Here is an 18528-nt window from a genome sequence, read left to right as displayed (position 1 = left end):
TGTAGCGCTTGTTCGGCCAGGTCGGCGACGGCAGCGGTGGACTGGCCGGCATGAACCGGTCATCGGGAGTCGGCCGCTCTGGTGGACGTCGTGTGCCGCGTTCGGGCCGACGTCAGCGATCTTTTCGCACGGAGGTTGTGCCGACGTCGGCGGAATTGCCGCTCGAGTCGATCGGCCGAAGCTCTGGAAGCGGGACGCCGAGTTCGTCGACGAGGACGGAGTGGGTCTCGTCGGGGGCGAAGGCGTGGCGTTCGCCCCACTGGCGCAGGGCCACGACGACGGTGAACAGGTCGCGTCCGGCAGTGGTGAGCGTGTAGAGCTGCCGCCTGCCCGATGGCGCGGTCCGCCGGTCGAGGACGCCTCGCTCGACCAGCCGGCGGAGCCGGTCGGTGAGGATGTTGCGCGCGATGCCGGTGCGCTGCTGGAAGTCGGTGAACGCGCGTGCGCCGTCCATGGCGTCGCGGACGATGAGCAGGCTCCAGCGGTCGCCGATCAGGTCGAGGGTTCGCGCCACTGGGCAGCCCGGGTCGGTCCAGGCCACATCCTCGGCGCGGATCTCGGTCTGGTTCATCACGTCTCCCGAAGAGTTGCTGATTGAAACCATTCTGCCGTACCGTCGAATCAGTTGCACTTTGCTACTGATTGAGGAGTGCGGATGGGCCTGACCATTGGCCGAAGGACGTTGTTCGCCGTGATCTGCGCGGTCGCCGTCGCGAGCATCTACGCCGCCCAGCCGGTTCTCGCCCAGATCGGTTCCGACCTTGGCGTACCGGATGCCGACCTGGGATGGATCGTCGCCGCCGGGCAGCTCGGCTACCTGGCAGGACTGGCTGTTCTCGTCCCGCTGGGCGACATGATCGACCGGCGCAAGCTCATGGCGGGGCACCTTCTGCTGACCGCGGTGGGTGCGGTACTGGCCGCGACCGCCACTCGGACCTGGGTGCTGCTCGTCGGGATGGTGGTCGCGGGCCTGTTCGCGGTCGTCGTCCAGACGACGGTCGCCTACGCCGCGGCCCTGTCCACGCCCGAGGAACGCGGCCGAAACCTCGGCGCGGTGACGTCCGGTGTCGTCATCGGCATTCTCGGAGCACGTGTCGCGGCCGGCGCCCTGGCCGCGGTGTGGGGCTGGCGGAGCGTGTACGTCGCGCTCGCCGTGCTCCTGGTGGCGCTGGCGTGCCTCGTCCTGACGACTGTGCCGCCGGACGCTCGCGCCGACCACGCCACGTATCCGCAGGTGCTGACGTCGCTGGGCGGACTGTTCCGCGAGCGCCTGTTCCTCTCGCGCGGGCTGATCGCGTTCTTCCTGTTCGCTTCCTTCGGCGCGCTGTGGAGCGGCCTGGCGCTACCGCTCGCGGTCGCCCCGTGGCATCTGAGCACGGCGCAGATCGGCTTGTTCGGCCTTGCCGGGCTGGTCGGCGCTCTCGGCGCCGCCCGGGCAGGACGCTGGGCCGACGCCGGATTCGCCGGCTCCGTCAGCGGCGGGGCGCTCGTCCTCCTCGCCGCCTCGTGGCTGGCCATCGGGCAAGCGTCGTGGTCGCTGTGGCTCGTCGTCATCGGCGTGGTCGTGCTCGATTTCGCCGTCCAAGCCGTGCACGTGAGCAACCAGCACCTGCTCACCATGACCCACCCGCACCGCACCAGCAGCGTCATCGGCGGCTACATGGTCTTCTACTCGCTCGGCTCCGCTCTCGGCGCCACCGCCACGACCACCGTGTTCGCCGGTGCCGGATGGGCCGGCTCCAGCGTCCTCGGTGCGGCCTTCGCGGCCTGCGCGCTTGTGGTCTGGGCATCCAGCCGCCGCGTGGCGACCGAACCGCACCTGCCCCTGAGCGACCCGCAGAAAGCGAGCCGACCGTGACCTCCCGGATTCGGTGCCTGCGGGCACCGGTCTGGACGGGGTCAGCGTCTGCCAGGAGACCTGGCGACAACGCGACGTCGGGCGCGGCGGTGGCGCCTGGTCAGCGGGCTCGTTCGGCGGTGAACGGTCCGCCTGGGCGGAAGGCCAGTTCGGCGAAGCGTTCGCCGATGCGGTGGTGGGCGGCGGCGTCCGGGTGGAGCCGGTCGGGCAGCGGCAACTCGGCGAAGTCCGCCTCGCCGTAGAGCTCGAGGCCGTCGAGGTGGTGCAGGTTCGGGTCGTCGGCCGCGCGCTGCTTCACGATGCGGGCAAGCTCGTCCCGGATGACGCTCAGCGTCAGCTTCCCGGCCGCGCGCTCCGCGGGGTCGCCGGTGGCCCGGAACTGCACCTGTCCGGCTTGGAGCGCGTCGACGTCGAACGCGCCGGGGCCGGGGGTGTCCTCGTGGATGGGGCACAGGATCGGCGAGACGACCAGCAGCGGCGTCGTGGGATGGCCTTCGCGGATGGTGTCGAGGAAGCCGTGCACCGCCGGGGTGAAGGCGCGCAGGCGCATCAGGTCGGCGTTGACGATGTTGATGCCGATCTTGACGCTGATCAGGTCCGCCGGGGTGTCGCGCAGGGTGCGGGCGGTGAACGGGTCGAGCAACGCGCTGCCGCTGAAGCCAAGGTTGATCAGGTCCACGTCGCCGAGGGCGGCGGCCAGCGCGGGCCAGATCGTGCTGGGACTGGCCGCGTTGGAGCCGTGGCTGATCGAGCTGCCGTGGTGCAGCCACACCCGCCGCCCGGTCGGCACCGGCTCCACGGGAGCGTCGGTGCGCAGCGCGACCAGCTGCGTGAGCTCGTTGTGCGGCAGCCAGATCTCGACCTCCTTGGCACGGTCGGGCAGCCCGGCGAACCGGATGGTGCCGACCGGGCCGGGCTGGGTCTCGGTGGAGCCGGTGGCGACGTCCACGGCCACGACGTTGCCGCCCGGCGCGCTCGCCTGATCGGTCAGGCGGCCGTCGATGAGCAGGTCGTAGACGCTGCCGGGGCGAGGCGGGAGGCCCTGGTAGACGGTCTTGGTGGCGAGGACGTCCAGCTCGACGACCGTGGCCCGGGTGCGGACGACCAGCCGCACGCCGGAGGGCTGCGACTCCGCCATGGCCAGCTGCCCATCGGTGTACTGCGCTCGTGCCCAGGCGGGCAGCCGGTGCGGCAGCAACCCGTGCTCGGTGCGTTCCAGGTCGAGCGCGCCGCGAAGGAGATCCGCGGTGATGGGGGTGGTGACCCGAGCCTGCGGCCCGGGCTTGGCGGCGTCGTGCTGGTGGTCCATGACCACCAGCCTGTCAAGTGCGTTCCCGATCCGCACCTGGTTTTCCGGCCGCGGCCGCGGCCCCGGCTCAGGGGTTCACGGCGGCCAGCGCGTCGATCTCGACCAGCTGGTCGTCGTAGCCGAGGACCGTGACACCCAGCAGCGTGCTCGGCGGGTCGTGGTCGCCGAAGTGGTCGCGCACCACTTCCCACGTCGCGACCAGGTCGGCCTGCCGCGTGGCGGCCACGTAGACGGTCGTCTTGACCACATCGGACAGTCGGGCCCCGGAGTCGGCCAGGGCGGTTTCGAGGTTGCGCATCATCTGGCGCGCCTGTGCGGCGTAGTCGCCGACGGCCACGGTCGCGCCGGACTCATCGAGGGGGCAGGCTCCGGCGGCGAAGACGAGCTGCGCGTCGGGGCGCACGACCGCGCCGTAGGCGTATTCGGCCACATCGGACAGACTTCCGCTGCGGACCAAGCGGACCGTATCGGGCATAACGTCAGCCTACCGGCGGGCGTCGCGATGAGGCTTTCGCTCACTGTGAAAAAGAGTTGATCGTCCGAATAGTCTGGTTGTCAGTGGGTGGTCGGCGAGCTGGGGGCGCCGAATTCTGTTCCACAGTGGACATCGAAAGGACTGGGAGGACGATGGAGCCGCGGGGCGTGGTGGACGACCGGTTCGCCAAGGTGGCCGAGGTGTTCGCGCAGCTGCTGGCCGACGGCCGCGAGACCGGTGCCGGGCTGGTGGTGCGCTACGGCGGCGAGGAGGTCGTGCGGCTCTCCGGCGGGTGGGCCGATGCCGCGCGCACCAGCCCTTGGCGCGAGGACACGCTCGTGCACGTCTACTCGGTCAGCAAGGCGTTCGCCGCGCTGACCCTGCTGAAGGTCCTCGCCGACGCCGGGATCGCGCTGGACACCCCGGTTGCCGCGCTGTGGCCGGACTACGCTGCGGCCGGCAAGTCGGCGACCACGCTGCGCCAGGCGCTCAGCCACCAGGCCGGGCAGCCTGTCTTTCCCGCCACGGCCGGGGATCTGTTCGACGACGCCGGGCTGCGCGCACAGTTGGCGGCGGCCGCGCCGGAGTGGCCACCGGGCACGGCGGTGGCCGAACACGGCCTGACCTACGGCCATCTGCTCGACGGTGTCGTCCGGTCGGTCACCGGGCGCTCGCTGGGGACGGTGTTCCGGGAGGACATTGCGCGGCCGCTGGGGCTGGATGCGCACTTCGGGGTTCCCGACGCCGACCTGCACCGGGTCGCGGAGCTGGAGGTCGCAGACCCGGAATCCTGGAAGTTCGGCGAGCCGGGCGATCTGACGCACCGCGCGCTGGCGGTACCTCCCGGTGCGCTGGACGTGGCGCTGCACAACTCCGAACGTTGGCGGCGCGCCGAGTTCCCGGCTATCGGCATGCACACCACCGCGCGGGCGTTGTGCGGGTTCTTCGCCGGGCTGGCCGACGCAGATGGGCCGGTGGCGCGGCTGCTGGGCGGGGAACTGCACGGGGAGTTCATCCGGCCGCAGGTCAGCGGGTGGGACCTGTTCCTCGGCTTCGACGTGACGTGGACGCTGGGCCTGCAGCACTACGACGGCGATCTGGCCATGGGCGGCCTGGGCGGCTCCACGGCGTGGGTGTCGCGGAAGCACGGCTATTCCTGTGCTTTCGTGACCCGGCACCTCGCCGGACCGCACCGGATGATGGCGCTGGAGGAAGCCATCGAGTCTGCGTGGTGAACCGCGCTTCCGGTGCGGCGGGGTGCGCCGGGTGTCGTGGGGTTGGTATTGACTGGTTGCCATGGCAATCAAGATCGACGATGCGACGATCGCCGACGCCGAACGGCTGACGCGGATCGTGCGGACCAGCAGCGCCTACGACGGGCACTACCGGGTGATGGTGGCCGATCTGGGCATCGACGCCGAGTACCTGGCGGCGCACCTGGTGCGGGTCGCCCGAGACGAGGCCGGTCGGCCGCTGGGCTTCTACACGGTGATCGTCCCGGGGCGTGGCGGCGCCGGCGAAGGCGAGCTCGACTACATGTTCGTCGACGACGCCGCGCAGGGCCGGGGTGTGGGCCGGTTGCTCATCGACGACGCCCGCGCGCAGGCCCGCGCCCGGGGTTTGCGGCGGGTGCACGTGGTGTCGCACCCGCCGTCGGAGGGCTTCTACCTGTCGGTCGGAGCGAGGCGCGTGGGGACGGTTCCCGCGGAGGGTGCGATCACGTGGTCCCGGCCGCATCTGGTGCTCGAACAGTAGGCGGCACCTACCGTGTCGACATGCGAATCTCACGTCTGCAGTTCGTGTCGGTGCCGGTGGCCGACCACGTCAAGGCCCGCGAGTTCTACGTCGACGTCCTCGGCTTCGAGCTGGTCGTGGACATCGCCGGCCCGCACGGCCAGTTCGTCATGGTCGCCCCGCCCGGCGCGCAGACCGGTGTGGTGCTGGTCGACTTCAGCGTCGAGGGGCGCGAGTTCGGCGGGCCCGTGCACCTGCAGTTCCACACCGACGACCTGGACGCCGACGTCGCGGAGCTGCGCGCCGCCGGGGTGGAGGCCGGGAATCCGCAGGAGATGCAGTGGGGCCGGATGACGACCTTCACCGATGTCGACGGCAACCCGATCTCGCTGCTGCAGCCCTCGGCGATGGGGAACCGGCCGGGCTGACGCCGGTCACCGCATCGCGCGCCAGGGTTCGCCGCCGGCCCGGTCGAGCCGGTCGCCGGGTAGCGCCCAGGTGTGCACCGGGGTTTCGGCGGGTGTGCCCGCCGGCCAGCCGGGGTCGCCGGTGCGGGCGAAGTCGCGCCAGGCGCGCATCATGCGCCGGGACAGGGCCTGGTCGTGGTCGTCGGGCGGGCCGCCGAGGAGGAAGTCCGCCGTGGCGAGGTTGCCGAAGTTCAACGGCACGTCGGCGCCGTGCCAGGCGTGGACTCCGCTGCGGCGGCGGGCGAAACGGGCCAGGTGCGCCCGTCCGCCGTGGCGTGCGTGGTGCTCGGCCAGCCGCGTGCTGTGAGCCGCGAAGATCGCGTCGCCGAACAGGGCGAGATAGGCCTCGCGCGGCGAGGACGTGAGGGTGCGGTAATGCTCGGCGACCGCGTCCGGGATGGCCATGGCGTGGGCGAAAGCGCGCAGGTGGGCATCGGTGTCGACGCGCTTGAGGGTGTCCAGCGCGTCGAACAGCCAGTACTCCTCGGTCGTGTGACACACCAGCAGGCCGACGGTCGTGTCGTGCACTGTGGACAGTGGTGCCGCGGGCAGCGTGCGGCCGTCGACGACGGGGCCGAACAGGACCGGGTCGTACTGTCGCCGGGAACCGGAATGCGGGATGCCGGAGACGGCGGTCGCGGCGGTGACGAGGTCGCGGGGTGCGGCCGTCGCCGGGTCGGTGCCGAGTCGGGTGGTGATCTCGGCGGTGATGGCCGCCGCGGCATCGGTGGTGAAGTAGGAGTCGGGGACGCTGTGCAGGATGGCTCGGCGGAACAGCCCGCGTGCCTGCGGCATGAGCAGCAGGCACGCCGCCGATCCGGCGCCGGCGGACTGCCCGGCGACCGTCACGTTGCCCGGGTCGCCGCCGAATGCCGCGATGTTCTCCCGCACCCAGCGCAGCGCGGCGATCTGGTCCAGCAGGCCGCGGTTGTCGGGATGGCCGGCAAGGTGCCCGAACCCCTCGAAACCCAGCCGGTAGTTGGCGGTGACCACGATGAGCCCGGTGGCGGCCAGGGCGCTGCCGTCGTAGTCGGGCTGGGCGGTGGAGCCGAAGGTGTAGGCACCGCCGTGGATCCACACCAGCACCGGCAGCCGGTGCGCGGCCGGAGGCGCCCAGACGTTGAGGGTGAGCACGTCGTCGGCACCGGACCACGTCGGCGCGCCGGGCAGTTCCGCGTCCTGAGGCGCGATGGGACCGAACGCCACGCAGTCGCGCACCCCGGTCCAGCCCGCTGGTGGCCCGGGCGGCTGGAACCGATTCGGTCCGAACGGTGCTGCGGCGTAAGGGATTCCGAGGAACGTGTGGACCGCGCCGTGACGGCCGCGGATCCGGCCGGCGGCGGTGGTGACCTCGGGCGTCACCGCTGGGCCGGGCGGGTCAGTCGCCAGATGACGTCGATTCCCTCTTCGCTGCCCGCCCGGGGGTCGCGGCTGGGGCTGCGCTGGTCGACGCAGGTGAAGCCGAGGCGCTGCGGGATGCGGCCGCTGGCGGTGTTCGCCGCGTCGTGCCAGATCTCCACGCGGTCGATGCCCGGCAGCGCGAACGCCTCGTCGACCAGCGCGGCCGTGCTGGCGGTGGCCAGGCCCAGGCCGGTGTAGTCGGGGTGCAACCAGTACCCGATCTCCAGGCCGCCGGAGCCGATGCGGCGTTCCATGGCGACGCAACCGGCGATCGCGCCGTCGACGATGATGGCGTAGGCGTAAGCGCTGCCGGTGTGCCAGTTGCGGTCGCAGCGGTCGAGGAATTCGACGGCCGTGTCCAGCGAGTAGTCCCCGGCGGCCCACGGCATCCACGGCCGCAGGTGCGGCAGCGCTTCGGTGACCACTCGGTGCATCTCGGCGAGATCGTCACCGCGCCATCGGCGCAACACCGCCGATTCGAGGGTGATCAGTTCCGGGGGATGGGCCATGCGCCGATGGTCCTGCCCCACGGCCGATCTCGGCAACCAAATATCACCGGATCCGCATAGACGAAGTGGGCCGCCCCGTCACCGGGGCGGCCCACTTCGTCTATGCGCGGGTGGCTCAGATCAGGCCGAGCTTGCGGACCGCGTCGCGCTCCTCGACGAGCTCGTTGACCGAGGCGTCGATGCGCTCGCGGGAGAACTCGTCGATCTCCAGGCCCTGCACGATCTCGAACTTGCCGTCGCGAGCGGTGACCGGGAACGACGAGATCAGGCCCTCCGGCACGCCGTAGGAGCCGTCGGAGACCACGGCCGCCGAGGTCCAGTCGCCCTCGGGCGTGCCGTTGACCCAGGTGTGCACGTGGTCGATGGCGGCGTTGGCGGCCGAGGCGGCCGAGGACGCGCCGCGGGCCTCGATGATGGCCGCGCCGCGCTTGGCGACGGTCGGGATGAACTCGTCGGACAGCCAGGCCTGCTCGACCTGCTCGGCGGCGATCTTGCCGCCGACCTCGGCGTGGAAGAGGTCGGGGTACTGGGTGGCGGAGTGGTTGCCCCAGATGGTGAGCTTCTTGATGTCGGTGATCGACACGTTCAGCTTCTGCGCGAGCTGGGACAGCGCCCGGTTGTGGTCCAGGCGGGTCATCGCGGTGAACCGCTCGGCGGGCACGTCCGGCGCGTGGGCCTGGGCGATGAGGGCGTTGGTGTTGGCCGGGTTGCCGACCACCAGCACGCGCACGTCGTCGGCGGCACCGGCGTTGATCGCCTCGCCCTGCGGCTTGAAGATGCCGCCGTTGGCCTCCAGCAGGTCGCCGCGCTCCATGCCCTTGGTGCGCGGGCGGGCGCCTACCAGCAGCGCGACGTTGGTGCCGTCGAACGCGGTGCGGGCATCGTCGGTGATGTCGATGCTCTGCAGCAGCGGGAAGGCGCAGTCGTCGAGCTCCATCGCGGTGCCCTCGGCCGCCTTGACCGCCTGCGGGATCTCCAGCAAGCGGAGCTTGATCGGGGTGTCGGGCCCGATGAGCTGACCGGATGCGATCCGGAACAGCAACGCGTAGCCGATCTGACCGGCCGCACCGGTAACGGTCACGGTGACGGGAGCTTGGGTCATGAGGTTTCGTTCTCCTGCTCGCCGGGTGATTGCCTAGCGGGATGCTATCCCCAGCGCGCCGGTCCCGTTGCGTGCCCGCCACGGATCACAGTGGACCGCGCGCCGGACCGATTCAGCCGCGTCCGGCGGGGAGAGGCAGACCACAGTCCGGCGGCCCCGTGATCACCGATACGTGCTGGGTGGCGGCCCGCGGGAATTCTTCGCACCGTGGTGTCGATCCGGCGCGGAGCCGTTCGTGTAGTGGGTGAGGAGCCGGGGCGGAGCCGGCTTCACGAGCTCGAGGAGAACGCGATGAAGCAGTACCTGCTGAGTATCTACCAGCCCGACGGGCCCACGCCGCCGCCGGAGGTCCTGGAGCCGATCATGCGCGACGTGCAGGCGGTGAACGCCGAGATGCAGGCCGCCGGGGCGTGGGTGTTCGCCGCCGGCCTGCATCCGCCGGCCACCGCGACCGTGCTGCGTGCGAAGGGCACCGACGTGCTCACCACCGACGGCCCGTACACCGAGGGCAAGGAACACCTGGGCGGGTTCACCATCATCCGGGCGGCCGATCTGGACGCCGCGCTGGAGTGGGGCCGCAAGCTGGCGAAGGCGATCACCCTGCCCATCGAGGTGCGGCCGTTGCAGGACGACGAGGGCGAGACGTGCCGGTCGTCGGCGTAGCGGAGGTCGAGCGGGTCTTCCGCGCGGAGTACGGCCGCGCGGTGGCGGTCTTGGTCCGCGTCTTCGGCGACATCGACATCGCCTAGGAAGCGGTCCAGGACGCCTTCGCCACGGCCGTGGCGAAGTGGCCGTCGGCGGGCCTGCCGCCGAGTCCGGCGGGCTGGATCATCACCACGCGCGCAACCGGGCGGTCGACCGGCTGCGCCGGGAAGCCTCCCGCGAGGACCGGCACGCGCAGGCCGCGCTCCTGCACGCCCGCGACGAGCCGGAGCAGGAGGGGCCCGTGCACGACGACCGGTTGCGGCTGATCTTCACGTGCTGCCACCCGGCGCTGTCTACCGGCGCGCAGGTGGCGCTGACGCTGCGGCTGCTCGGCGGGCGGCTGGTGCGTGCCAAGGGCAAGATCCGTGCTGCCGGGGTCCCGTACCGGGCGCCGGACCGGCTACGCGTAGCTGTATCGGTACAGTGTGTGATCATGGCGAGGTTCCGCATGTACCCCAGTGCGCGGCAGGAGCAGGTGATGCTCGCGCATTGCGCGCATGCGCGGTACGTGTGGAACCTCGCCGTCGAACAGCACTCGCACTGGAACCCAGGACGTCAACCTGGACCAGGGTTCGCCGAACAGTGCCGTCAGCTCACCGAAGCCCGCGTCGACAACGAGTGGCTACGGCAGGGCAATGTTGATGTGCAGCAGCAGGCCCTAAAGGACTTTGCCCAGGCGCGTGCGCGCATGTTCGGCTCCGGATTCGGGGCCCCGACATGGCGGAAGAAGTACCGTCATGAGGGGTTCCGGGCGATCGGTACCGATCGGGTACCCGCCCTCAACCTCGATGGGACCCCGGTGCTGAACCGCAAGGGCAAGCAGGTGATGTCCCGGTCGGTGGTGGTGCACAAGCTGAACAAGAATTGGGCTCAGGTCAAGGTCCCGGGCTGCGGGTGGGTACGATTCCGGCTCACCCGCAGCCGGTTGCCGGATGCGAAGACTTTCCGAGTGACCTACCGGAACGGTCAGTGGCACGTCGCGTTCGCCGTCATACCCGATCCGATCAATGCTCCTGGAAACGGCCGAATGGTGGGGATTGATCGGGGCGTGACCATCACCGCCCAGCTCTCGGACGGCCGGTCGCTGAACTGCCCCCAGCTGTCCAGCAAGGAGCGAGCGAAGCTCCGCAAGTACGAACACCGCGCCGCCCGCGCACCCAAGGGAAGCGACACCAAGCGGGCCGAGTACGCCAAGGTCGCGGCCATCAAGGCGCGGGAGGCGAACCGGCGCAAGGACTGGTGCGAGAAGACCTCGACGATGCTCGCCAAGTCCTTTGACACCATCCGGTTCGAAAAACTCAACATTCGGAACATGACCCGATCCGCACGGGGAACCGTTGAGCAACCCGGACGGAACGTGCGCCAGAAGGCCGGGCTGAACAGGAGTATTCTCGCCCAAGGATGGGGCCTGCTTCGGCAACGTACGGAACACAAAGCGCCGGGACGAGTCCACGAGGTCCCGGCCCCCTACACGTCTCTGCGGTGTAGCGATTGTGGGTGGATCGACAAGAACTCGCGCAAGAGCCAAGCCGAGTTCGTCTGTGACGCCTGCGGTTTCACCTGCAACGCGGACCTAAACGCTTCATACAACGTCGCGGCAGGACAGGACAACACCCGTTGTCCCCTACTCGTACGGGTTGGTGCCGGAGGGACAACACCCCGCGTGGGGTCGAAGAGTGTCCGTGAACCTCAACTCTCGCTCTGGTAGCGCGTGTTGGAATCCCCTCAAGAGGGGAGGATGTCAAACCTACTCGACCTACGGGCGCGGTATGGACGTGCTGGGCAGCACCACGAGTTTCCTGGACCTGACCGCCCTGGGGCGGCAGGAGGACTGGGAGGAACCCGAGGGCCGCGCCACCGGCCTTGGTGCCCCGGCGGGCAGCCCGCAGGTGAAGTACCACGACGAGTACTGACCACGGTGTTTCAACTGGTGAGGCCGAGTTCGCCGGCTCGGGCACCGGCTTGGAAGCGGGAGTTGGCGTCCAGCAGGGTCATCAGCTCGGCGACGCGCCGCCGGTAGGTGCGGAGGGAGACGCCGATGCGGCGGGCCGCGGCTTCGTCGGTGAGCCCGGCGTTGAGCGCCTGCAGGACGCTGCGTCCGGCCTGGTCGATCTGCGGAAGTTCCTGACGCAAGTAGTCGGCGAGTGGGATGGCCGTGTGCCAGGTGGCGTCGAACAGGGCGTGCACGCCGTTGATGAGTGTCGGCGCCGTGGTCGCGGTGAATTCGCGTTCGCCCGCGGTGGTGGCACCGGCCAGGATCATCGCCCGCCGGTCGATGATGATCGTCTCGTGTGGCAGCGGGGCGGCGCAGATCCGCACCTCCGCGCCCACATCTGCGATCCGCAGCAAATGCTGCCGTTGTTGCGGATCGCAGAGCGCGGCCGAGGTGAACAGCTTGCGCACCCGCAGGTCCGGAGCGGGTTCGCCGGTGGGCCGGAGGCGTGGGTATGACCAGGTGCGCAGGTCGGTGGCGGCGCACACGAACTCGGTGCGGGCATCGGTGAACAGGTGTCCTGCCCGGCGAATGAGATCTGCCTCGCCACGCACCGCGATCACCTGGTGGTCACCCATGCCCACCGAGTCTACGGAGACGTTCGAGGCGGACGGTGCAAGTACGTTGGCAGCAACCTGCCAGCCGTTGGTGGCCAGGCCGGGTGGGCCCTGAGGCTGGTGCGCATGACGAATCTGACGGCCGCAGTGGGTGGCGAGTTCTTGCTGGGCGGTGATCTGCGGATCAACCGGCTGGGTTTCGGTGCGATGCGGCTGGTCGCCAATTCGCTGGAGGGGCCGCCGCGCGATCCGGCGACCGGTGTGGCGGTGTTGCGGCGGGCCGTGGAGCTGGGCGTCAACCACATCGACACCGCTGGTTTCTACCGCCTCGGTGGCACGTGTGCGCATGAACTGATCCGGCGGGCGCTGTGGCCGCACCGCGACGGTGTGGTGATCGCGACGAAGGTGGGCCCGCTGCGCGACGCCGACGGGACGTTCCGGGGACAGGCAACGGCGGCGGAGTTGCGGGGCTTGGTCGAGGAAGATCTGCGGCGGCTGGGCGTGTCGCGGCTGGACCTGGTCTATCTGCGGGCGGGCGGTATCGGCCCGGACGGGTCTTCGGTCGCGGACCGGTTCGCGGTGCTGGCCGAGCTGCGTGAGGCCGGGCTGATCCGCCACCTCGGCGTGAGCAATGTGGGCGCTGCGCAGCTCGCGGAAGCGCGCTCGGTTGCCCCGGTCACGGCGGTGCAGAACCACTTCCACGTGCAGCACGTCGAGGACCGGCAGTTGCTGGCCGAGTGCGAGCGGTCGGGGATTGCTTATGTGCCGTTCTTCCCGCTCGGCGGCGGTAGCACGCCAATGGACGCGGCAGGTGTTCGGGCAGTCGCGCAGCGGCTTTCCGCCAGTGTCGCGCAGGTGTCGCTGGCCTGGTTGCTGGCGGTTTCCCCGGTGACGTTGGCGATCCCGGGCACCGGTTCGGTGGCGCACCTGGAAGAGAACGTGGCCGCCGGTGGGTTGCGGCTCGACAACGGTGACCTCGCGAAGCTGGGCTCCTAGACGGGTGAGGCCAGTACCGCCGAATTGGCCGTTGGTGCCGCCGCCGCGGCCGCCTAGTGTCCGATCAGGACGGTTGAGTGCGGCGAGAAGGTGGCGTGGTGGTCGAATTTCCGGCGGTGGCGGGGATCGCGGTGGTGGCGCTGGGGCTGGTGCTCACGCCGGGACCGAACATGTTCTACCTGGTGTCGCGGTCGCTGACGCAGGGACGCCGGGCGGGGCTGGTGTCCCTGCTGGGCGTGGCGGTGGGGTTCCTGGTGTACGCGGCGGCGGCCACCGCGGGCATCGCCACCGTGTTCGCGCTGGTTCCCGCGCTGTACACGGCGTTGCAGATCGCCGGCGCGGCATATCTGCTGTGGCTGGCGTGGCAGGCGGTGCGCCCGGGCGGGGTGTCGGCGTTCGAGCCGGCGCCCACCCCCGCCTACGGGCCGGGAAGGCTGTTCGCGATGGGGCTGGTGACCAACCTGCTCAACCCGAAGATCGCGGTCCTCTACGTGTCGCTGCTGCCGCAGTTCATCGACCCCGCGCGGGGCGGTGTGGCGTTGCAGAGCCTGACGTTGAGCTTGGTGCAGATCCTGGTGGCGCTGTCGGTGAACGCGCTGATCGTGGTGACGGCCGGGTCGGTGGCGGGCATGCTGGCCCGGCGCCCGGGGTGGCTTCGGGTGCAGCGCTACTTCATGGGCGCGGTGCTGGCAGGGCTGGCGGTGCGGTTGCTGACCGACCGGGCTCGCCCGGCGTGATGCCGAGTGCGGCCTGCAGCCCGTCGGCGCCGTGCGCGGTGAGTTTCAGCGCCCGCTGCTGAGGTTTGCGGGCCAGCCAGCCTGAGTCGAGCAACGCGGTCAGCAGCGCCGCGCCGAGCCGGCCGGCGAGGTGGTGCCGTTGTTCGCTCCAGTCCACGCAGAACCGCAGCAGCGGCCGTCGCGACGGCCCGGCCTGCATGGCGTGCAGGTCCACACCCAGCGCGGCGAAGACCTCGTCGGCCCGCGGACCGAGCCGGTAGGGATGGTCGCTGAGCTGCACGGACAGGCCATCCTGCGGGCGGCGGCGGGTGTCGCGGATGCCGTCGTCGGCGGCGAGCGCGCCTCGGTCCAGCAGCGCCGCGGTGACCGTGACGCCGAGCCGACCGGCGAGGTGGTCGTAGCAGCTGCGGGCTTCGCGCACCGCGGCGGCGCGGGTGCCCTGGCGCAGCGAGCGCACCGGTTCGGCCGGTGCGATGGCGGCGAGGGTTTCCAGCACGGCGGCGACCCGGCCGTCGACGAGCCGGAAATAGCGGTGCCGCCCGGAGCGTTCGGCCTCGATCAGGCCACCGGCGCAGAGCTTGGCGAGGTGCGCGCTGGCGGCGCTGGCCGACAATCCGGCTTCCGCGGCCAGCACCGAGGCGGGTAGCGACCGCCCGTCGGCCAGCGCCTGCAGCACCTTGGCGCGGCCGGGTTCGGCGAACAGTGCGGCCACCGGCGCGATGTCGCTGTCTCCCTGGACTGCCATGCACCCATTCTGCTCCCACGACATTTCAGGCCGGCGTGAAGTGTTGCGGGTGCAGCCTCGGTGCGTGGTGAAGAGACGAGGTTCTCCTGTGCTGGTGCTCGCGGTGATGTGCGCGGGCATGTTCCTGGTGCTGCTGGATGTCACGGTGGTCAACGTGGCCCTGCCCGCCATCCGCGGCTCGCTGGGTGCGGGGATGGCCGGAACGCAGTGGGTGGTCGACGGATATGCGCTGGCCATCGCCGGGATGTTGCTGGTCGGCGGCGCGCTGGGCGACCGCTTCGGGCACCGCAGGGTGGTGCTCGCCGGGCTGGCGGTCTTTGGCGCGGCGTCGCTGGGGTGCGCGCTGGCTCCGGGGCTCGGGGCGCTGGTCGCCGCTCGCGCGGTGCAGGGTGTGGGGGCGGCGTTGCTGCTGCCGGGCAGCATGGCGGTGATCGCCGGGGTGTACCCGGATGCGGCGGAGCGGGCGCGGGCTTTGGGGGTGTGGGCGGCGGTGTCGTCGCTGGCGTTGCCGGCCGGTCCGCTGGTGGGCGGCCTCCTCGTGGAGTGGGGCGGCTGGCAGTCGGTGTTCGCGCTGAACGTGCCGGTGGTGATCGCCGCGGTCGTGGGAGTTCGCACACTGGTGCCGGTTGTGCCCGGCGATCGTGGGCAGCGGGTGCGCGTCGGGGCGCTGGCAGGTGCGGTCGTGGGGTTGACGGCGGTGGTGTTCGCGGTGATCGAGGCCGGTCAGGCAGGACTGGGGGCATCGGTGGTGGCGGCACTGGGAGTGGCGGTGATCGCGCTGGGGGCGGCCGGGCGGCGGGTGCCGCGTTCGTGGCTGGGCAACCGGCCGTTCCTGGCGGCGAACTCGGTGGCGCTGCTGATGAATCTCGGCATGAACGGCACGCTGTTCGTGCTGTCGCTGTACCTGCAGAACCTCGGCGGGAACTCGCCGGCGCGCACCGGTTTGCTGCTGTTGCCGATGTCGATTCCGCTGGTGCTGCTGGCGCCGGTGGCCGGGCGCGTGGTGGCGCGCTTCGGGCCCCGGGTGCCGATGGTGTGCGGCGCGGTGATCGCCGCGGCGGGATCGGGCTGCTGGGCCCTGGCGTCTCCGGGTGGTGGCTATGCCGAGGTGGTTCCGGTGCTCGTCGCGTGCGGGATCGGTGCCGGATTGCTGACCACACCGGTGGTGGCGGCCGCGGTCGGCGCGCTCGGACCGCGACGTTCGGGGCTGGCCAGCGGGGTGAACAACACCATGCGGCAGACCGGGACCGCGCTGGGCGTCGCGGTGTTCGGCGCGATCGCGGGCTCTCCGGCCGCACCCGCCGATTTCGCCGCTGGGCTGCACCGGCTGGCAGTGGTCGGCGTGCTGCTGTGGCTGGTGGCGATCGCCTGCAGCCTCGCCACCAGCCCATCCGGGCGCGGACCTCGTTCCGGTGGCCCGGACAACCTGAAGCTCTCGTCAGGCCGCACCGGAGACGGGCTCCGGGCGGCCGGCGTGGCGGAAGGGTGAGGGGGCCAGCGCGCGGCGTTGAGCAGGCCGAGTCCGGCCGCGGTGGCGTGCTGGTGCTAGATCATGCGTTTGCCGCCACCGGCGTAGATGGTCTGGCCGGTGACCCAGCGGGCTTGGTGGGAGGCGAGGAAGACCGTGAGGTCGGCGATGTCGTCGGGGCGGCCGACGCGGCCCAGCGGGCTGAACTCCGCGAAGCGGGTGTTCATGTCGTCGCTGATCCAGCCGGTCTGCACCGGGCCCGGCGAGATGATGTTGACGGTGATGCCGGCGTCGCCGAGTTCGATGGCCGCGGAACGGCTCAGCGATTCCAGCGCGTTCTTGGTCGCCCAGTAGGAGATCTGGTCGGCCGCGCCGGGCGCGGCGTCGGTGGAGATGTTGATGATGCGGCCCCAGCGGGCCTTGCGGCGCAGGTGACGGCGGTGGAATTCGGCCATCAGCAGCGCGGGCGCGCGGGTGTTGACGGCGTGGTGGGCGTCCAGGCTCGCCGCGGCGACGGTGGTGGCGCCGCGGGCGGGGTCGGTCCGGAAGGTGTCGGGCACGCAGTGGGCGGCGTTGTTGACGAGGATCTCCACCGGCCCGAAGTGGGTTTCGGCGTGGTCGAAGACCGCCGGGACGACGGTGGGGTCGGCGAGATCGACGGCCAGCGATTCGGCGTCGGCACCGTCGCCGCGCAGGGCGTCGCGCACGTGATCGGTGTCGGTGGACTTCGCCGTGCCGTAGGTGTGGTCGGCTCCGGTGGTATCGCGGGTCGGGGGTGTTTCGGGCAGGGAGGCGAGCACGACTTTGACGCCTTGGCGGGCCAGGGCGCGGGCGATGCCGGCGCCGATGCCCAGCGGGCTGTTGGCACCGGTGATCACGGCGACGCGGTCGCGCAGGCGGGGGTCGATCACGCGGTGGTCCTCTCGAAGTGTCCGATGTGGTCGGTGATGGTGGTGGTGATCTGGCGGTGCAGCGCGCCGGGCAGGGCGTGGCCGAGCCCGGGGATGGTCGCGCAGCGGGCGCCGGGGATGAGGTCGGCGAGGTGCCGGCCGTGCGGGGGTGGGTTGATGGGATCTTGCGGGCCCTGGATGACCAGGGTCGGCGTGGTGACGTGGCGCAGTTCGGCGCCGCGTTCGGTGGGGACCGGGGTGGCGAAGGCGTGCGCGGACGGTTGCCGGTAGCTGCCGGCGTGGTCGATGACGGCGTTCTCCCAGCGCCGGAACTCCTCGGCGTCGAAGGGGATTTCTTCGCCGGCGAGCAGTCGCCACTCGTCGATCCGGCGGTGCAGCGCGGTGGCGCGGTCGGGTGCGGGGTCGGCGCGGTGGGCCATCGCGGTGACGATCCGCGGGGTCGGGGTGGGCAGGTCGGTGGGTTCGCCTTCGACGGCGCGGCGCATCGAGTCGGCGAAGTCGACGTCGAGGGCGGCGGTCAGCATCAGGGTGAGGGTGCGCAGCCGGTCGCGGTGGTCCAGGGCGAGCAGCTGGCCGAGGGTGCCGCCCATGGACAGGCCGACGACGTGGGCGGTGGCGATGCCGTGGCCGTCGAGAACGGCTACGGCATCGCGGGCGAGGTCGGTCAGGGCGTAGTCGGTGATGTCCAGGTGGGTGGAGCGGCCGGTGTCGCGGTGGTCGTAGCGCACGACGTGCAGGTGGTGCGCGACGAGGGCGTCGACGAACTCGTCGGGCCAGCCCAGCGCGCTGGTGTTGGCGCCCATGATCAGCAGCACCGGCGGGTCCGCCGGGTCGCCGCGGGATTCGCTCCACAGCCGCAGGCCGTCGGGTGTGGTGATGTGGAGTTCAGTCATCGAGCAGCCCTTCTCGACGGGCCAGGGCCGCGAGGTCCTTGGGGTCGCCGGCCATGATGGTCCGCACGTGGGTGGTGATGGTCTGGACGGGCCAGTTCCACCAGGCGATGCGCTGCAGCAGTTCGACGTCGGCGTCGTAGAAGCGGCGGCGGATCACCCGGGCCGGGTTGCCGCCGGCGATGCCGTAGGCGGGGATGTCGCCGGTGACCACCGCGCCGGTGGCGATGATCGCGCCGTCGCCGATGTGCACGCCGGGCATGACGGTGGCGTCGCGGCCGATCCAGACGTCGTTGCCGACGACGGTGTCGCCCTTGGTCGGCAGGTTGGTGGCGAGGTCGAGGGTTGCCTGGGCCCAGTCGCCGCCGAACATGGTGAACGGGTACGTGGAGCAGCCGATCATGGGGTGGTTGGCGGCGGGCATGATGAACCGCGCTCCGGTGGCCAGCGCGCAGAACCGGCCGATGCGCAGCCGTGCGGGCCCGTAGTTGTAGAGCACGTTGCGGGTTTCGAATTCGGCGGCGCCTGCGGGGTCGTCGTAGTAGGTGTACTCGCCGATCTCGATCAGCGGGGAGCTGACCACTGTGGACAGGAAGGCCACGTTGGTCAGCTCGGGCCGGGTGCTGGGGTGCACCCGGGTGGGGTCGGGTGTGTCGGGCATGGTGGCGGCT

General features: G+C 71.0%; 20 protein-coding genes and 1 pseudogene. 10 read left to right on the top strand and 11 right to left on the bottom strand.

Annotated elements, in window-relative coordinates:
* Positions 1–112: 112 nt before the first annotated feature.
* Positions 113–571, bottom strand: coding sequence for a winged helix-turn-helix transcriptional regulator (locus tag BLW84_RS08280; protein ID WP_093263232.1), 459 nt, complete (start codon positions 569–571; stop codon positions 113–115).
* A gap of 84 nt (positions 572–655) precedes the next feature.
* Between BLW84_RS08280 and BLW84_RS08275 the strand changes: the two genes are divergently transcribed.
* On the top strand, positions 656–1858 hold the full coding sequence (locus BLW84_RS08275; protein ID WP_093263230.1) for an MFS transporter: 1203 nt from the start codon (positions 656–658) through the stop codon (positions 1856–1858).
* A gap of 100 nt (positions 1859–1958) precedes the next feature.
* On the opposite strand, the gene BLW84_RS08270 is transcribed toward BLW84_RS08275, so the two are convergent.
* Positions 1959–3167 (bottom strand): GDSL-type esterase/lipase family protein, encoded by a 1209-nt coding sequence (locus BLW84_RS08270; RefSeq protein ID WP_093263704.1) that lies wholly within the window; start codon positions 3165–3167, stop codon positions 1959–1961.
* 67 nt (positions 3168–3234) lie between these two features.
* Positions 3235–3642 (bottom strand): RidA family protein, encoded by a 408-nt coding sequence (locus BLW84_RS08265; protein WP_093263227.1) that lies wholly within the window; start codon positions 3640–3642, stop codon positions 3235–3237.
* A gap of 152 nt (positions 3643–3794) precedes the next feature.
* On the opposite strand from BLW84_RS08265, the gene BLW84_RS08260 reads away from it, so the two are divergent.
* The 3 genes from BLW84_RS08260 (at position 3795) to BLW84_RS08250 (ending at position 5804) form a co-directional block, all read left to right on the top strand.
* Positions 3795–4877 carry a serine hydrolase domain-containing protein gene (locus BLW84_RS08260; protein WP_093263224.1) on the top strand — a complete coding sequence of 361 codons (1083 nt, stop codon included), beginning with the start codon at positions 3795–3797 and terminating at the stop codon, positions 4875–4877.
* Between the two features lie 61 nt (positions 4878–4938).
* On the top strand, positions 4939–5397 hold the full coding sequence (locus tag BLW84_RS08255) for a GNAT family N-acetyltransferase (protein ID WP_093263222.1): 459 nt from the start codon (positions 4939–4941) through the stop codon (positions 5395–5397).
* A 20-nt stretch (positions 5398–5417) separates the two neighbouring features.
* Positions 5418–5804 (top strand): VOC family protein, encoded by a 387-nt coding sequence (locus BLW84_RS08250; protein WP_093263219.1) that lies wholly within the window; start codon positions 5418–5420, stop codon positions 5802–5804.
* A 6-nt stretch (positions 5805–5810) separates the two neighbouring features.
* Here BLW84_RS08250 and BLW84_RS08245 read toward each other — a convergent pair whose 3' ends face one another.
* The 3 genes from BLW84_RS08245 to BLW84_RS08235 all read right to left on the bottom strand — a co-directional run bounded on the left by BLW84_RS08245 (position 5811) and on the right by BLW84_RS08235 (position 8855).
* Positions 5811–7205: a carboxylesterase/lipase family protein gene (locus BLW84_RS08245; protein ID WP_093263217.1), complete on the bottom strand. Its 1395-nt coding sequence runs from the start codon at positions 7203–7205 to the stop codon at positions 5811–5813.
* Entirely contained in the window at positions 7202–7753 is a 552-nt protein-coding gene (locus tag BLW84_RS08240) for a GNAT family N-acetyltransferase (protein ID WP_093263214.1), read from the bottom strand. Before BLW84_RS08240 ends, BLW84_RS08245 begins: the two co-directional genes overlap by 4 nt.
* A gap of 115 nt (positions 7754–7868) precedes the next feature.
* Positions 7869–8855, bottom strand: coding sequence for a malate dehydrogenase (locus BLW84_RS08235; RefSeq protein ID WP_093263212.1), 987 nt, complete (start codon positions 8853–8855; stop codon positions 7869–7871).
* Between the two features lie 291 nt (positions 8856–9146).
* Between BLW84_RS08235 and BLW84_RS08230 the strand changes: the two genes are divergently transcribed.
* From BLW84_RS08230 to BLW84_RS49840, 3 genes and pseudogenes are all read left to right on the top strand, one after another.
* On the top strand, positions 9147–9518 hold the full coding sequence (locus BLW84_RS08230) for a YciI family protein (protein WP_093263699.1): 372 nt from the start codon (positions 9147–9149) through the stop codon (positions 9516–9518).
* Positions 9500–11268 (top strand): annotated as a pseudogene (locus BLW84_RS08220) (RNA-guided endonuclease TnpB family protein). The gene BLW84_RS08230 and the pseudogene BLW84_RS08220 overlap by 19 nt, the downstream one beginning before the upstream one ends.
* Entirely contained in the window at positions 11201–11473 is a 273-nt protein-coding gene (locus tag BLW84_RS49840; RefSeq protein ID WP_342743131.1) for a DUF899 family protein, read from the top strand. The pseudogene BLW84_RS08220 and the gene BLW84_RS49840 overlap by 68 nt, the downstream one beginning before the upstream one ends.
* 10 nt (positions 11474–11483) lie before the next feature.
* On the opposite strand, the gene BLW84_RS08210 is transcribed toward BLW84_RS49840, so the two are convergent.
* On the bottom strand, positions 11484–12131 hold the full coding sequence (locus tag BLW84_RS08210; protein WP_093263209.1) for a helix-turn-helix domain-containing protein: 648 nt from the start codon (positions 12129–12131) through the stop codon (positions 11484–11486).
* Positions 12132–12236: 105 nt separating this feature from the next.
* Here BLW84_RS08210 and BLW84_RS08205 point away from each other — a divergent pair, with 105 nt between their 5' ends.
* Together BLW84_RS08205 and BLW84_RS08200 are read left to right on the top strand one after the other, a co-directional pair.
* A complete protein-coding gene (locus BLW84_RS08205; RefSeq protein WP_093263206.1) occupies positions 12237–13106 on the top strand; it encodes an oxidoreductase in 870 nt (289 codons plus the stop codon).
* A gap of 98 nt (positions 13107–13204) precedes the next feature.
* Positions 13205–13843 (top strand): LysE family translocator, encoded by a 639-nt coding sequence (locus tag BLW84_RS08200; RefSeq protein WP_093263697.1) that lies wholly within the window; start codon positions 13205–13207, stop codon positions 13841–13843.
* On the opposite strand, the gene BLW84_RS08195 is transcribed toward BLW84_RS08200, so the two are convergent.
* Positions 13779–14588 (bottom strand): ArsR/SmtB family transcription factor, encoded by an 810-nt coding sequence (locus BLW84_RS08195; RefSeq protein ID WP_093263204.1) that lies wholly within the window; start codon positions 14586–14588, stop codon positions 13779–13781. The two genes, BLW84_RS08200 and BLW84_RS08195, sit on opposite strands and share 65 nt — an antisense overlap.
* A 64-nt stretch (positions 14589–14652) precedes the next feature.
* Here BLW84_RS08195 and BLW84_RS08190 point away from each other — a divergent pair, with 64 nt between their 5' ends.
* A complete protein-coding gene (locus BLW84_RS08190) occupies positions 14653–16077 on the top strand; it encodes an MFS transporter (RefSeq protein WP_245761017.1) in 1425 nt (474 codons plus the stop codon).
* 56 nt (positions 16078–16133) lie between these two features.
* Here the strand turns inward: BLW84_RS08190 and BLW84_RS08185 are convergent, their stop codons facing one another.
* From BLW84_RS08185 to BLW84_RS08175, 3 genes are read right to left on the bottom strand one after another with little or no spacing between them, the layout of a single operon-like run.
* A complete protein-coding gene (locus BLW84_RS08185; protein ID WP_093263201.1) occupies positions 16134–16967 on the bottom strand; it encodes an SDR family NAD(P)-dependent oxidoreductase in 834 nt (277 codons plus the stop codon).
* Entirely contained in the window at positions 16964–17860 is an 897-nt protein-coding gene (locus BLW84_RS08180; RefSeq protein ID WP_093263198.1) for an alpha/beta fold hydrolase, read from the bottom strand. The genes BLW84_RS08185 and BLW84_RS08180 overlap by 4 nt, the downstream gene beginning before the upstream one ends.
* Positions 17853–18518, bottom strand: a complete 666-nt coding sequence (locus BLW84_RS08175) for a CatB-related O-acetyltransferase (protein WP_093263196.1) — start codon at positions 18516–18518, stop codon at positions 17853–17855. The genes BLW84_RS08180 and BLW84_RS08175 overlap by 8 nt, the downstream gene beginning before the upstream one ends.
* Positions 18519–18528: the final 10 nt, after the last annotated feature.

Origin of the sequence: Saccharopolyspora shandongensis (genome assembly GCF_900106995.1) — a bacterium.
Classification (GTDB): domain Bacteria; phylum Actinomycetota; class Actinomycetes; order Mycobacteriales; family Pseudonocardiaceae; genus Saccharopolyspora; species Saccharopolyspora shandongensis.
Note: the sequence above shows the minus strand (reverse complement) of the source record. Positions and strands in the feature narration are given on the sequence as shown.

What these genes read in the sequence shown, in the direction of transcription:
- BLW84_RS08250 (WP_093263219.1), top strand. Translation starts at nt 5,418, where the DNA reads ATGCGAATCTCACGTCTGCAGTTCGTGTCGGTGCCGGTGGCCGACCAC.
- BLW84_RS08205 (WP_093263206.1), top strand. Translation starts at nt 12,237, where the DNA reads ATGACGAATCTGACGGCCGCAGTGGGTGGCGAGTTCTTGCTGGGCGGT.
- BLW84_RS08275 (WP_093263230.1), top strand. Translation starts at nt 656, where the DNA reads ATGGGCCTGACCATTGGCCGAAGGACGTTGTTCGCCGTGATCTGCGCG.
- BLW84_RS08195 (WP_093263204.1), bottom strand. Translation starts at nt 14,588, where the DNA reads ATGGCAGTCCAGGGAGACAGCGACATCGCGCCGGTGGCCGCACTGTTC.
- BLW84_RS08265 (WP_093263227.1), bottom strand. Translation starts at nt 3,642, where the DNA reads ATGCCCGATACGGTCCGCTTGGTCCGCAGCGGAAGTCTGTCCGATGTG.
- BLW84_RS08180 (WP_093263198.1), bottom strand. Translation starts at nt 17,860, where the DNA reads ATGACTGAACTCCACATCACCACACCCGACGGCCTGCGGCTGTGGAGC.
- BLW84_RS08255 (WP_093263222.1), top strand. Translation starts at nt 4,939, where the DNA reads ATGGCAATCAAGATCGACGATGCGACGATCGCCGACGCCGAACGGCTG.
- BLW84_RS08270 (WP_093263704.1), bottom strand. Translation starts at nt 3,167, where the DNA reads ATGGACCACCAGCACGACGCCGCCAAGCCCGGGCCGCAGGCTCGGGTC.
- BLW84_RS08230 (WP_093263699.1), top strand. Translation starts at nt 9,147, where the DNA reads ATGAAGCAGTACCTGCTGAGTATCTACCAGCCCGACGGGCCCACGCCG.
- BLW84_RS08175 (WP_093263196.1), bottom strand. Translation starts at nt 18,518, where the DNA reads ATGCCCGACACACCCGACCCCACCCGGGTGCACCCCAGCACCCGGCCC.
- BLW84_RS08235 (WP_093263212.1), bottom strand. Translation starts at nt 8,855, where the DNA reads ATGACCCAAGCTCCCGTCACCGTGACCGTTACCGGTGCGGCCGGTCAG.
- BLW84_RS08280 (WP_093263232.1), bottom strand. Translation starts at nt 571, where the DNA reads ATGAACCAGACCGAGATCCGCGCCGAGGATGTGGCCTGGACCGACCCG.
- BLW84_RS08210 (WP_093263209.1), bottom strand. Translation starts at nt 12,131, where the DNA reads ATGGGTGACCACCAGGTGATCGCGGTGCGTGGCGAGGCAGATCTCATT.
- BLW84_RS08260 (WP_093263224.1), top strand. Translation starts at nt 3,795, where the DNA reads ATGGAGCCGCGGGGCGTGGTGGACGACCGGTTCGCCAAGGTGGCCGAG.
- BLW84_RS08240 (WP_093263214.1), bottom strand. Translation starts at nt 7,753, where the DNA reads ATGGCCCATCCCCCGGAACTGATCACCCTCGAATCGGCGGTGTTGCGC.